This is a genomic window from Pedobacter lusitanus (genome assembly GCF_040026395.1).
In the GTDB taxonomy this organism is placed as follows: Bacteria; Bacteroidota; Bacteroidia; order Sphingobacteriales; family Sphingobacteriaceae; genus Pedobacter; species Pedobacter lusitanus.
Genome location: NZ_CP157278.1, coordinates 80,206 through 95,228 on the forward strand (window position 1 = coordinate 80,206; position 15,023 = coordinate 95,228).

Here is a 15,023-nt window from a genome sequence, read left to right on the forward strand (position 1 = left end):
ACAGAAAGGATTAAGAAAAACTATATTATTTGATAGCATGAGACTAAAAAAGGGTATTTTAATACATAATCAAATGCAGCAGGGTTATGATGCTGTAAGTATAAATTCCGGAACAGTACTTCATACCGGGCAGATTACTGAACCTGTTAATTTTAATGGGGTGGTGTACACGCCGCAGTATGAGGATCATGCCTATGTTGCTAAAAGAGACTGGAGGAGCTTAGATCCTGCAGAGATGGGATGTTTGCGGGCGAAAGAGAGACGGAATGATTATAATACTGTATATCTGGGTGATATTCCTGAAGCATTAAAAGAGAATTTTAAAAAAATAAACCTGGCCGGGTCTAAAAACAGGGAGGAAGTATTTACAAAATTTTCGGGTGATGCAGAGCTGACAAAAGAGTTGAGCACAAACTTAAATTCGTTTTTAAAGCCACTTGCCGATGATAAGCCGTTTAATTTCCACTGTATAGGTACAACATTGCCAAATATAGAAATGCTTGCCTGTAATACGACTAAACTGCCTTCCGGTTTTAAGCCGCAGGATATCAGGTATATGGGGATGCATAATGATGGAACACAGGAAATGACTATCCACACCGCTCATCAATTCGGAAACCGTATTTCCATTAACCTGGGGAATGATACGCGGTCATTTTTATTTGTAAATCTGTCCATGATACAGGCTTTAAATATGATAGCAAAGAAAATCGGTGTCGAAAAGAACAAGGTTAATATTGCTAATATCCCGAAGTTCTTTTTTGAGCATTTTCCTGATTATCCGGTAATCCGGGTGCAGCAAAAACCTTATCAGTATTATATTGCGCCAACGGATAATTGTTTCCATGATGGTTCTACTTTAGGCAATAAACAGCTGGATATTACAATGGTTTATTTTGGGGCTTTCCGATGCTGAAATTTTACAAGTATCCCTTTCAGAAACAATTAGACCTGATGGACTGTGGTCCGGCTTGTTTAAAAATGATTTCTGAATATTATAAAATAAATACCAGTATATCAGAATTAAGAGAACTGTGTAATACATCCCGTCTGGGCAGTAACATAGGGGATATTATGTACGGTGCTGAACAAATAGGGTTTAAGGCTCTGGTGTTCAAAACCACTATAGACTATCTCAAAAATAATCATCCGTTTCCATGTATTATTCACTGGAGAAAAAATCACTATGTTGTTTTGTATAAGATTAAGGATGGCAAATATACGATAGGGGATCCGGCCTATGGTTTTGCTACTTTATCTGAGAAAGAATTTATTGATGGATGGTCAGATAATGGCGAAAAAGGGATTGCATTATTTGTTGAGCCTGACCTGGAAAGTACTTATACGACCGAAGCTGTAAATGGCAAAAGTGTATTGCAGCAATTTGCAGATTTTCTGAGACCACATGCAAAGCAAATCGGTGTTCTTTTGCTGGTTATTGTGATTGCCAGTTTTATTTCTCTGCTTATCCCCAGAACTATTGAATACATGACAGATAAGGGAGTAGAGAAAAAAGATATAGGTATTATATGGAAAGTACTGTTATTCCAGTTTGTATTGTTCGGAAGTTTAACTTTCACCAATTATATCAGGAGTTTAATTCAGGCAAAGCTGAGTACCAAATTAAGTATAGGTATTATATCTGATTTTCTGGTAAAACTACTGATGCTGCCAATCTCATTTTTTGATTCAAAGAATCATGCAGATATTTATCAGCGAATAGATGATCACTCCAGAATTGAAACATTCTTATCCACCAAACTGGTATCTTTTATCTTTTCCGTATCACTTCTGATCGTGTACATCTTACAGATCTTCTGGTTTGATAAATACATTGTATTAAGCTTTTTATTATTTACCGTTTTATCATTTGTGTGGTTTTTTCTGTTTATGGACAGAAGAAAAAGACTGGATTACCGCAGATTCGGACTGGCTATCGAAGAAAGACATTATCTGAACGATTTGATTTCAGGAATGACTGAGATTAAACTGAATAATGCTCAGGCAGGCAGGGTAGGGAGCTGGCAGGAACTGCAGCATAAACTGTATGATTTTAAATTAAGTAATCTGAAGCTTTCTCAGCTTCAGCAAAATGGTATAAATACCGTTAACCAGCTTAAAAGTATTTTTATAACTTTTCTTTGTTCCTATTGGGTAATTAACGGAACTATCACCTTTGGTGTTATGCTTAGTATAGGCTATATCGTTGGTCAGCTAACTATACCGCTGCAGGAGATTATGAATTTTTTTCACGATTATCAGGATGCAAAAACTTCTTTCGAGCGGTTAAATGAGATACAGTTAAAGACCAATGAGAATGACCAGGGGAAAATCAGCTTTCCGGGTAAATTAAACAGAGGCTTTGACATACATAATCTTTCTTTTAAATACTCGGGGATTCATAATCCCTATGTACTTCGCGGAATCAATCTCTTTATTCCAAAGGGTGGCATTACTGCAATAGTGGGAACAAGTGGCAGTGGCAAAACGACTTTAATGAAATTATTGTTGTCATTTTATCAGCCTCAGGATGGAAGTATCTTAATTGATGACGTCAATTTGAAAGCGATTAATACTGATGAACTAAGGAGTCAGTGCGGGGTGGTTATGCAGGATGGATATGTCTATAGTTCCTCGATTGCTCAGAATATAGCCATGGACGATAAGAATGTTGATCTTGACAGGGTTTATCAGGCACTTAGAATTGCTTGTCTTGATGATTTTGTTGATTCACTTCCGCAAAAGCATAATACTGCACTGGGCAGTACCGGAGTTGATTTGAGTGGTGGACAGAAACAGCGTTTGTTTATTGCAAGAGCAGTTTATAAAAACCCTCAGATTATCTTTTTTGATGAGGCGACAAATTCTCTGGATTCAAATAATGAGCGGGCAATAATGGATAATCTGGAACGGTTTTTTATCGGTAAAACTGTTCTGGTTATTGCGCACAGACTGAGCACAGTTAAAAATGCAGCTCAGATTGTGGTATTGGAAAAGGGAGAGATCGTGGAAGTTGGTTCTCATGCCGAACTTACGCGGAACAGAGGAAAATATTATGAACTGGTAAAGAATCAGCTGGAGCTTGGGCAATAAGAAGATATCTTCGGTTTTTCTTATTTTCTGCCACACAGGAAAGGACCCGGACTTTGTTAACCTGAGCCATTGAACGCATTATCCTGATACCCTTAATTATTGAAATTTTCTTGCTACTTTACAGGAATAAACGCTTCTGATAATTGTATGGATACCGGTAGAATATTTTTGTTTTTTTTTAGTGCTTTGGGTGTGTTTAACGGGCTCATTTTAAGTGGCTATTTTTTATTTTTCACCGGGAAAAAACAATTGTCAAATCTGTTTTTTGGCGCATTGCTTTTAGCGATGAGTCTGCGAATTGGTAAATCCATAATGGTATCCTTTAATCATTCATTGCCTAAAATTTACCTGCAGATAGGTCTTACTGCCTGCTTTTTTATAGGTCCTTTTCTCTATTATTTTTTAAAGACAACCAATAATCAGGCAACTTCCTTACCGAAGTCTTCCAGGTGGAGTATAGCGATGTTGTTTGCTGTAGTTTTAATTCCCGGAATTTTATTTCCTTATCAAACTTATCCAAAGCTCTGGAACAATTATTTTGTACAGATTATTTATGCCGAGTGGTTCGTTTATCTGGTCGCATCAGGTTTTGTAATAAAGGGTTTACTGAAGAACTGCTTTCATAAAGAGTATAAGCTGAAAACAGCAGAAATATGGATTCTTACCGTCTTTGGTGGTTCTGTTCTGATCTTTATGTTTTTTCAGCTGGCTTTGTGGAATGCTTCATTTTCGTTATACCTCAATGGAGCGATAGCTTTCTCTTTTAGTTTATACCTGGCCATATTTACACTTTTGTACAGAAAAAGAAATAAAGACTTATTTGCTTCAGGACAGGATAAATATCCTAATAAGAAAGTTAAGGATGATGAGGCTAATATCTTACTTCCCCGATTGGAGAAGATCATGATAGAAAAAGAATTATACAAAAATCCGGATCTTAAATTAAATGATCTGTCAAAAGATATTACTATTTCCAGTCATCAGTTATCACAGTTGCTTAATGATAACCTGGGTAAAAATTTCACCACCTATGTGAATGAATTCAGAATCAATGAAGCCTGCAGAATAATGACTTCAGATAACCGGCTGACATTAGAATCTATAGGTTATGAGGTCGGGTTTAATTCTAAATCTACTTTTTTCGCTACTTTTAAAAAGCTTACCGGAACAACTCCGGCTGCATATCAGCAGAAAAAGAACGTTATCCATAGTACGGATTTATAAAACCGTACTCCTGATTCCCGATTACAGCACTTTCAGCTAAAAATTGATCTGGACTTTTGAAAGAAAGAACCAAATCAGCTGTTATGTCCCGAATTTTTATCACTCTGTTTTCATTTATACTTTTAGCCGGAATCAATGTCTGTGCACAATCTGTAAACATTAAAGGAATTGTCATTGACACGAATACCCGTAAAGGAATTGAGTTTGCTACTGTAACTTTACTTTCTGTTAAAGATTCGTTACCTGTTAAGAGCGTTTTTACTGATGCTTCCGGACGATTTCAGCTGACCAGTGTACAAAATGGTACTTATCTGCTTTTAACTTCCTCACTGGAATATCACTGGAAATATCATGGGCCGCTGCAGATCAGTTCTGCCCGGCAGGAACTGGATCTTGGTCTGATACTTATGCAGGTCAATCAAAGAACTTTAAAAGGAGTAGAAGTCGTTGCACAGGTTCCTTTGTTTAGAAATCGGGCAAATGGAACAGTAGAAGTCAATGTGGCTAATACAATTCTGGCTACCAATACCACTGCGATAGAAATTTTATCTAAATCGCCCAATATTAATGTTACTGAAACAGGGGTTTTTGTGCTTGGAAAAGGAGAAGCTATTATTTATTTAAACGGGCGAAGAATAACCACTGAACAGTTGTCTTCAATTTCTGCCTCGCAGATCAGAAAAATAGAGATCATTACAAATCCTTCATCAAAGTATGATGCAGAAGGTAAGTCAGTGATTAATGTCATCACAACTACAAATGCGGAAGAAGGTTATAAGGGAAGTTTCAGACAGGCATATACCAGATCAGATTTTAGCCCGCCAGGTGCGAATACCAATCTAGATGCAAATTTTAGAAGGGGTAAGCTATCCTTAACAGGGAATTATGGTTTATTACTGGGTAATACAAGAGAAATACTCAATACAACGAGATCAAGACTGAAGTCGACAGATCAGTTTCGTTCTGTACTGATGACCGATTGGAACAGAAAGTATACTAATTTCTCTAATTATAATTTTGGCGGGCAATATGATCTTAATGAAAAGAGCTATTTTTCTGCTGAATACAGCGGCTCTTATAATCATCTGGGAGGGAGTACCCAAAGTGAAAATGCTATAACTTCTACTGTCATGAGCGGACTTTTCAAGAGTAATACAGCCAATGATAATGTAACCAGAAATAACTCGGTTACGCTGAACTACAACAGGAATCCGGATAGTCTGGGGTCTGCGTTCTTTATTGGTGCGCAGTATGCAGGTTATGTGTCTGATACAGATGATCATATAAGTGAAGATAACCTGGTTGACGAACAGGTCGCATTCAGAATTCTGAATAATAAGGCTGGTTATAAAATCAGACTGGCCAATGCACAGCTGGATTATACAAAAGCTTTTGATTTAAATCACAAGCTGGACTTTGGCATGAAATACAGTTATGCCGCCAATAAATCATATTCAGATTTTTTTATAACTAAAAATGATAATGTTTTTTTTCCTGATGGTACACAGTCAGCAGATTTTAAATATCAGGAAAATATTCCTGCAGTTTACCTGAACTTTAATGGTCAGATGAACGAAAAGATAAATTACGGTCTCGGCATAAGGAACGAATGGACCAGTTACAAACTGGAAACGAATGTTCAGGGATTGGAAAATATAAAGGACAGCTATTTTAATCTGTTTCCGAATGCTTTTATATCCATTAAGCCAGCCGATCAGACACTGTTCAGATTCTCTTATACTTCCAGGATAACCAGGCCAAGGTATCAGTCTTTAAATCCTTCGGGTATTTATCAGGATGCCTATACCAGTATAGAAGGAAATCCTTATTTGAAGCCTGAAAAAACACATGCTTTTGAAGCCGGGCTATCGTATAAAGTATACAGTTTTAAAGTGGGCTATAATCATACAACAGACGCGATTTCTGGTGCCGCAATACAAGGTAAGGCAGAAAATACTTATGTATTAAAACCACTGAATTTTGACAGACTGGATTCCTGGTTTATTTCTCTGTCTGTTCCATTTAACCGCGATTGGTGGACTTCAATGAATACAGTGGATATGACTTATAATAAGTACATGACCAGTGAATTTCTTTATGGTTTGAAAAGGAGCCGGCCGCAGTTGCATTTATATTCCGTAAATAGTTTTAAGATTGGAAATCTGTTCAGAATTCAGGCACTGGGCCGGTATACCGGAGATTTATATGATGGGATTTTTTACAGAAAAAATCAGATTTTAGTAGCTCTGGGGCTGGAGAAGGATTTTTTGAATAAAGCTTTAAGACTCAATTTTACAGCCAATGACATTTTTCGCAGAGACAGACCATCTGGTAGCTATGAAATTGGTGAGACTTATATCGAGTTTGCCAGGATGAATAACAACAAGTATTATCGAATGACACTGAGCTATAATTTTGGCAGGTTGAAAAAAGTCACCTACTCGAATAAATCTACCGGACAGGACGAAAATAGCAGGGTTAGATAGACACAATTATCAAATGATTTTATCTAAATAATGTCTGTTGTATTAAAAACAAACGTTTGTGTAACAATTAAATGTCATATCCATGACAAATGGAAAATTTATTGTCCTTCTTTAAATAAAACCACATATATATTGTATTTCAACTAAAATATTACATAGGAAAGTATTAGCCAATCCTTTTTCACTTTAAATCTATGCAAGCGTTTGCGTTGCTAAAAACGCAGGATTTGAGTTGGTTGTCAATAACTTAATCATCAGCAAAGCGCGAACCACCTTTGCCTTATTAACTAAACAACCTAACTAAATCTAAACTTTATGAAGTGTACTCTACCTTTCATTAAGGTTTGCTGCGCATTATTAATACTTCAGGGTATTTATAGCAATGCAGATGGCAAACCTCTCTCGCTGGTATCTGGTAATTTTAAGCGGATCAACCAGCCTCCAAAAACCTTAGCTATAGTTATTCAGGGTGTTGTCAAAGATGCTCAGGGAATTCCTATTCCCGGCGTGACTATCTACGTCAAAGGAAGAAAAAATGCGATGACAAGCACAGATAGCAGCGGCTCTTTTAAAATCAGTGTAAATGAAAATGATATCATTATTTTCAGAATGATTGGTTTTGTTGACAAGGAAGTTCCGGTAAATGGGAAAACAAACATTTCAGTTATCTTAAAAGAAGATAAGAATGACCTGAATGAAGTAATTGTTACCGGATACGGCAGTATTAACCGTAAAAAGACTACAGCTGCAATAGCCAGTATTACAAGTAAGGATATAGAAAACCTACCTGCGGCAAGTGTTGATGTACTTTTACAAGGAAAACTGCCAGGCGTAAACGTACAGAATTTTAGCGGGCAACCGGGGGTGAAAACTTCACTGGTTGTAAGGGGAAATACAAAAATCCCGATGTCTTCGGCTAATTTTAATACAGATGATTTATATAGTAATCCATTATATGTAATAGATGGAATACCTATTGGTGATGATGAGATCAGAGCTTTTGATGCTACCGGAACCAACTTTCTGGCCAGTCTGAATCCCAATGATGTAGAGTCTATTGATGTATTGAAAGATGCATCAGCAGCGGCTTTATATGGATCCAGAGCAGCAAACGGTGTTATCCTGATTAAAACCAAAAGAGGTAAACTGGGGGTACCCAGAATAAGTTTTAATACTTACCATGGGTATACGCAAAAACCTAAGGAAGTGGCAACGTTAATCGGAGCTGCAGAGCGCAGACAGAAGATGGATCTGATTTATAATTACGGAACAGATCTGCAATTACGTAATCAGGTTCCGCAATTACTGACTGATAGTTTGAATCCCGCATTTAACAATAATAATGATTATCAGAATCTGTTTTATCAGTCTGGTGCGGTACAGAATTATGATATTTCTGTTTCAGGAGGGTCTGAGGCTGTCAATTATCGTATTGGTGCCGGTTTATATAATGAGAAAGGTGTAGTGATTAATACAGGGTACAAACGTTATTCTTTTAACAGTAACGTAGGGGTGAACATCAGTAAGAATCTGGAATTAATTACCAGTCTTCGTGCATCCAGTGGTAAACGTCTGGTAGGATCAGAGCAACCATCTTATAATAATTACAGAAACCTGTTCAAGATCAATCCTGTTTCTATGCCATCTTCTTTGTTACAGCTTTCAGGAGTAGACCGGGATGCAGCACTTAATCCATATTCTTATAAAAGAAATGATAACGTCAATAATGATCTGACTGGAAGTGGAGAACTGAGATTAACCTTTTTGAAAGACTTTAGAGTAAGCACACGTGCTGCCATAAGTTATTCTACTTCAAAACAGGATTATTCTTCTCCTTCTTTTTTACAGGATGACGGTTTGGCCTATTCAGAATCCATTTCTAATCTGAGACAGAAGTATATTCTGACCAATAACCTGGTATGGATAAAAACACTGGCTAAAAAACATAACATAACTGCAACTGCAGTTCAGGAGTTTGAGAGCAGAAGAAATGAGTCAACTGATTTATATGGAAGTGGAGTGCCAAATGATAATATCAAAATTGTAAACGGTATCCCTAATGGAAAACTGTTTGGTTCTACTGACTTATCTACTTATGCAAAACTTTCATATCTGGGGGCGATGCATTATGATTATGACGGAAAATATCTGATTGATGCTTCTTATCGTGCTGATGCTTCTTCCCGTTTTGGTAAGAACAATAAATGGGGTTATTTCCCTGCCGTATCAGTAGGATGGATGATTTCTAATGAAGAATTCATCAAGAAATTCAGTTGGGTTGACGAATTAAAACTGAGAGCAAGCTGGGGCCGTGCGGGTGATGAGAGCAGTATCGGAGATAACTCACGTTATAATGCCTATACCTATGATGCAGGTTATCAGGGTGCCACATCTACAAGTTATGGCGGAAAAACTGTTGTAATTCCTGATTACAGGGGGATTACAAATGATAATATTACCTGGCAGCGGTCTGATGAGCTGAATTTAGGACTTGACATGATCTTGTTCAAAAACAGATTGAATTTAACTGTTGATGCTTATACCAGAAACACTACCGGACAGATGTTAAGTATTACTATCCCGGAGTATTCAGGTTACCTGAACACATTTACCAATGCTGCAGGGGTTAGAAACTCAGGAGTTGAGATTAACCTGAGCGGAGTAGCTGTTAAAGCAAAGAATTTTGAATGGAGACCTTCACTTAATTTATCATTTAATAAAAATATGGTCACTGCACTGCCAAATGGGAACCGTGATTTGTATTATACAGATGGTAGTGGCAGAACTTCAGTTTATATTGTTGGCAAGCCTATCAATATGTACTATATGTATATCAATGATGGTGTAATTACTTCTACGAATGATCTTTTAGTTAATCCATATACTGGTGCGGTAGGCGCAACCAAATGGGGAACACTAAGATTAGGTTATCCAAAATGGCGTGATACCAACGGAGATTATTTTCTGTCTGACAATGCCGGACAGAACGATTTGACATTCTACGGAGATCCCAATCCTAAAGTAACCGGTGGTTTTACCAATTTCTTCAGGTATAAAGGCTTTTCAGTACAGATCTTAACCACTTTTACATTTGGTCGTACCATTGTGAACAACACACTGGCAAAAAGACTTTCTAATGGTTTGTTTTACGGAAATCCTGAAGATTTTGCCAAAGCTTCTATTTCTGATATCAGCAAGTATAATTACTGGCGTCAACCTGGCGATCAGACAACTTTCCCGGCTATAAATCCCTATATGGGCCTATATGCATGGCGTGCTTCGCAGAGTCTGTTTGTTGAACCAGGCTGGTATGTAAGGATTAAAAATGTCAGTCTTAGCTATGCTTTCGATGCCAAAAAAATAAGCTGGCTGAAAGCAGCGAAGATAGACAACCTGCGTTTGTACAGCACCATTGATAACCTGCATATTTTTCAGAGTTTTTCCGGAGTTGATGCAGAACGTGTAGATGGTATGGGGTATGATTACGGCGATGGATATCCAATACCTACGAAATATACATTAGGCGTACAGGTAGGATTTTAATTATTAAACAAGAACAAGATGAAGATATTCAATATAAAATACAGGGTACTGGCAGTTGGACTGTTAATGCTTTTGAGTTGTTTTACATTCTCCTGTAAAAAGGCACTCGAAAATAATCTGGAAAATGCGACTTATGAAAATTCATTCTGGCAAAATGAAAAGGATGTAGATGGAGCTGTTTTAGGTGCTTATGCACTTTTACGAAAAAGTCTGTTTAGGGACAATTGCTTTTTTCTGTGGGGAGATGGACCTGTCGGAATTTTCAATTCGGATGATACCAATGTTTCTGGTATGTATACCTCCGGATCATTTACTGTGGCTTACCGCCAGGAAGGGGCACATAACTGGACAAACTGGTTTCAGATTGTAAGTTTATCCAATCTGGTCTTAGAAAAAGCCGGTGCACTGCCAGATGCTAAATTTGCTGCGGGCCGTAAGAATTATTTATTGGGTGAAGCTTATTTTTTACGTGCTTTATCTTATTTCTATATGACCAGGGTATGGGGAGATGTTCCTTTACAGTTAACTGCGATTACGACAGCAGATCAGGTGAAATTAATTGGCACTACTGATGAAAAGCTGATTATGAATCAGGTTATTGCTGATGCAACTAAAGCATCTGCCTTGCTGACCTGGGATGGGCTGGGTGAAAATCAACGGATAAGAGCAAGTAAAGCTTCAGCACTTGCATTGCTTGCCCACGCTTCTGCCTGGAAAAATGATTATGCAAAAACAGTTCTTTATACTGATTCACTGATCAGCAGAGCCGATTTATTTAACCTGGAGCCTAAAGGTGCAATTCGTAAAGTATTCAGTAATACCAGCAGTTCTGAGAATATTTTTGTTATTCCGTCAAAATATGCTAATAATGAGTCCAGCAGTAATAGCACAATTGCCTTTTTAACAGTGAGTAGTGATATTGTTAAAGGAATGCCGAATTCAAATCCAACTTACTGGTTGTCACCTATCGCTCTTGATAATTTATACAGTACTGATGATGCCAGAAAAAAGGAATTTGTGGCTTACCGCAGTGTCAGTGATCTTAAACCTAATCTGGTTAAATATGCAGATATACAGAATGTCGGATCAGATGGGAAATATGATCTTCGTGCAGAAAGCAATCTGATTATATTCAGACTGGCTGATATTATTTTATTAAAAGCAGAAGCTTTAAATGCTTTAGGGAGAGACGGAGAGGCACTGACAGCAATTAATCAGATCCGTACCAGGTCGGGAGTTGCATCGGTTTCCAGTTCATCACTTTTACTGAAACGGGATATTTTACTGGAACGTGAACGTGAACTGATCGGGGAAGGGCAGAGCTATTTTGACATAGTTCGCAACAGCAGATCATACGGAATTGATGGAAGTGGCTTTTATCCTTCATGGATGAATAAAGACCGCTTTAGTAAAAAAGGCTGGTTATGGCCTATCAACAATAGTATCATTAATGCTAATAGTCTCATCAGTCAGAATGAATGGTGGAAAGGCCGCTATTAATCTTCATCCGATAATATAAAAACTATGAAAATGAAATTAAGACACTTATATATCACGGCTCTTCTGCTTGTTTTGTTCGGCAGTGCCTGTAAAAAAAGCGCGATTACTGATGGCGGGTTAAGTAAGGAAAAAATAGATATGACAACCTATGATTTTGTGAAATCAAATCCCCATCAGATGTTTGATACTACTTTATTAATCATTGATAAGGCAGGAATGAAAGACCTGATTAATAGTCAGGGAACTTTCTTTATCCCAAATGATTATGCCATTACCAATTTTCTGAATGCCAAGCGGGACGAAGCGCGTAAAAAAGATGAAAGACTTAATTATAATCTGGATTCATTATTTAAATATTTTTCGCCTAAAATGCTCAGAGATTCAATGGCTATTTATTTCTTTCCTGAAAGGATTGTCAGAGATGGATTAAACAGTGAGGGTAAATCTTATCAGACCAGTACACCAGGGGTAACGCTGGATGTTTCCCTGGAAGAATCTAATGATTATACAGTTCCGGGGATTATTACCAATAAACCTAAATATGTTTATCTGAATAAAATTCTTGGTGCAAAGGATATTCTGGATGGATTAACGAAGGTAGATCCTTCCCGGAATCCAAAGCTCCTCGATATTAAGGCACTTTGTCAGACGAGTGGAATTATCACCAATACAGGTGTTGTCCATGTGTTAAGTAACACACATCTCTGGACATTTAAACAAGTACAATAAATAAGTTCTCCTATTAAAGAAAAAATAAGATGAAGAAATATATCATATCAAGTCTTTTTATCCTGTCAGCAGTGATATGGATGACAGGCTGTAAAAAAACACAGGTGGGCTATTTAAGTGATAACCTGCGCTATTCTGCAGATCCGCTGACTGTTGTTCAGGGACAGTTCCTGTTATCAAACGGGATCATTCCGGATAACTCCACACCACCTTATACCATTACGCTGGTCAATATCCGTAACAAGCAAACCGGGCTTCGTGAAGAATCTTTTTTCAAAGAGTACGATGTTCCTGTATGGAAAACGGCTTATGATCCAAAAACCGACACTACGCTGGCTTTGATAAATGCTAAACGGGATATTCAGAAAAAGGTGCCCTTTACGGTATTACCTCAAAGTGGTCAGTATCTTATTACCCAGTCAACAGAGAATGTACCCGTTGGTGATTATCTGATAGATCTGAAAGTTGAGAATCCGCATGGTACAAAAACCTATATGGGTATCAACACCATTCGCGTAACCAAACCTGTTGAGTATGAATATGTCAATGCTCCATATTTTCTGGCACTGAAAGCCGGAACTGAAACGGCTACGAGGTTTCCTTTTGATGATCAGTGGATTAATCCAGATTTAGGACAGAGTACAAATACTACATTGACAATCAGAAAAGTAGCAAGTTCACCTAATCAGATAGTTCTAAAGGTAATAGATAAAAATGGAGCCGTTTTACCCGGACAGGCTTTACAGCAAAGACCAAGTGGTAACAGCTTTTTGAAAACCCTGAGTACTTTTGCCTATAAAACTACAGTTACCGATACAGCAGTATTGTATGATTATGCTCAGACCCGTTTTCCTGATGTTTACTGGGATTCTCAATCTAACGGTCTTAACTGTTATTACCGTATTTACAGCCAGTATATTGCTTCTATTGATACAGCCGATGCCAAAAACTGGATACCGCCTAAACAACTGGTTTATGGTACATGGAACAAATATCCGGTCAATATCAATATCCGTTTCAATACCAAGCTGAATGCTCCGGGCAAGTATATCTATGAATTGAAATTAAAACTTACCAAAAAATAGTAATATGTATAAAACCAGATTGATATGGACCGCCATATTACTATTTGTTTTTTCGGTACAGGCCATCGGGCAGCAAAGCTGCCCGAAATGGGGCCCATATGTTAAAACGACCAAAATGGGGAAAGTTAATGCTGAACTGATGATGGCAGATGTGATGATTCCATCAGATGGAATTGCTCCTTATACCTATGCCTGTACGGTACAGTTTGGTATTGGTAAAAGTGGAGGATATTGTGGTATCCAGAAAGCCGGAACCGGAGATAAACGTTTTCCAAATAATATCTTCTCCCTCTGGGATTTTCCTAATAAAAAGCAGATTATAGCGGCTTATAAAGATCCATTGACATTTGTTGGCGGGTTTGGCGGAGAAGGTACAGGGTTACATTCACATGCAGATTTTGGATGGAAAGCTGATCAGTGGTATACTAATATTATCAGACGCTGGACTTCAAATGATTCCACAACACAGGTTGGTTACTGGATATATGATCATCAGGCAAAAACCTTCCGTCATTATGTGACACTTACTGTGCCTGAAAAAGATGCAATGTTGCACAGTGATATGGGAAGTTTTCTGGAGAATTTTGCTGATGAGCAGAAGAGACCCCGGACTGCAGTTTATAAATCTTACTGGATGCAGGATGGGCAGCAGCAATGGTTAAAACCGGATACGCTGGTTGCTGAAGCCGGAGAAGGTTCCTGGAAAGCAGTGGCTTATGGTAAAGATGGTGTAAGAGTAACTTCCTGCGGAACAGAAATCGGCCCTAAGAAATATAAGTTTCCAGTACAGCAGGGGGCTCAACCTGAGATTTTAAGCCCTGCATCTGTCTATGATCTGGCTTCGTATTACGATCATTCGCAAAAAAAGATATTTGTCAACTGGAGCGTATTGCCAACCGCAACTCCACAGCTTGGTTATTCTGTTCAGATATTTGATAATGTGAATTGTATCGGTAAACCACTTGCTGAACTTATGGCTAATGACCCTGAAATGACCAGTGTTGGTTTGGCAGTGAAGGATATCGTCCTTAAAAAGCAGGATTACTACATCACATTACAGCTGACTGATATTTTTGGTCAGCTTGCGCCTGTAAAGAAAACAGTGTTACGGGAGTTAAGACCTTGATCTTACGAATTTCAATACCTTGAAAAACAAAGCCCTGCGGACCTTATGTGTGCAGGGCTTTTTCACGGTGGTATAGCACCAAAATCCCTCAGTATGATTAAGAAAAAATAGCGGCGCAAGCTTCGTGTTTTAATCAGCTGTTTTATCTGGCATTTTTCAGACAATAGAAAGGAATAACTTTATTATTATTGTGATATGATTAAGAGTTAATATTTGTTTCTTTTTTATTAATAATGC

General features: G+C 37.8%; 9 protein-coding genes. All 9 read left to right on the forward strand.

Going from position 1 to position 15,023, the window contains the following annotated elements; all coding sequences use genetic code 11:
• Positions 1-37 precede the first annotated feature (37 nt).
• The 9 genes from PL_RS00415 to PL_RS00455 all read left to right on the forward strand — a co-directional run bounded on the left by PL_RS00415 (position 38) and on the right by PL_RS00455 (position 14,786).
• Positions 38-916, forward strand: coding sequence for a hypothetical protein (locus PL_RS00415; protein ID WP_041884731.1), 879 nt, complete (start codon positions 38-40; stop codon positions 914-916).
• Positions 910-3,093 (forward strand): peptidase domain-containing ABC transporter, encoded by a 2,184-nt coding sequence (locus PL_RS00420; RefSeq protein WP_041884733.1) that lies wholly within the window; start codon positions 910-912, stop codon positions 3,091-3,093. Before PL_RS00415 ends, PL_RS00420 begins: the two co-directional genes overlap by 7 nt.
• A gap of 147 nt (positions 3,094-3,240) precedes the next feature.
• The gene (locus tag PL_RS00425) at positions 3,241-4,317 is read left to right on the forward strand and encodes a helix-turn-helix domain-containing protein (RefSeq protein WP_348620719.1); all 1,077 of its coding nucleotides are present in this window, start codon (positions 3,241-3,243) and stop codon (positions 4,315-4,317) included.
• A gap of 83 nt (positions 4,318-4,400) precedes the next feature.
• On the forward strand, positions 4,401-6,803 hold the full coding sequence (locus PL_RS00430) for an outer membrane beta-barrel family protein (RefSeq protein ID WP_052496494.1): 2,403 nt from the start codon (positions 4,401-4,403) through the stop codon (positions 6,801-6,803).
• A 315-nt stretch (positions 6,804-7,118) separates the two neighbouring features.
• Positions 7,119-10,346, forward strand: coding sequence for a SusC/RagA family TonB-linked outer membrane protein (locus tag PL_RS00435; RefSeq protein WP_052496495.1), 3,228 nt, complete (start codon positions 7,119-7,121; stop codon positions 10,344-10,346).
• A gap of 18 nt (positions 10,347-10,364) precedes the next feature.
• Complete coding sequence (locus tag PL_RS00440; protein WP_041884740.1) at positions 10,365-11,846, forward strand: RagB/SusD family nutrient uptake outer membrane protein; 1,482 nt, start codon at positions 10,365-10,367, stop codon at positions 11,844-11,846.
• Between the two features lie 30 nt (positions 11,847-11,876).
• Positions 11,877-12,575 carry a fasciclin domain-containing protein gene (locus PL_RS00445; RefSeq protein ID WP_041884764.1) on the forward strand — a complete coding sequence of 233 codons (699 nt, stop codon included), beginning with the start codon at positions 11,877-11,879 and terminating at the stop codon, positions 12,573-12,575.
• A gap of 29 nt (positions 12,576-12,604) precedes the next feature.
• Entirely contained in the window at positions 12,605-13,660 is a 1,056-nt protein-coding gene (locus tag PL_RS00450; RefSeq protein WP_082036009.1) for a DUF5007 domain-containing protein, read from the forward strand.
• Positions 13,661-13,664: 4 nt separating this feature from the next.
• Entirely contained in the window at positions 13,665-14,786 is a 1,122-nt protein-coding gene (locus tag PL_RS00455; protein ID WP_041884741.1) for a DUF3472 domain-containing protein, read from the forward strand.
• Positions 14,787-15,023 lie beyond the last annotated feature (237 nt).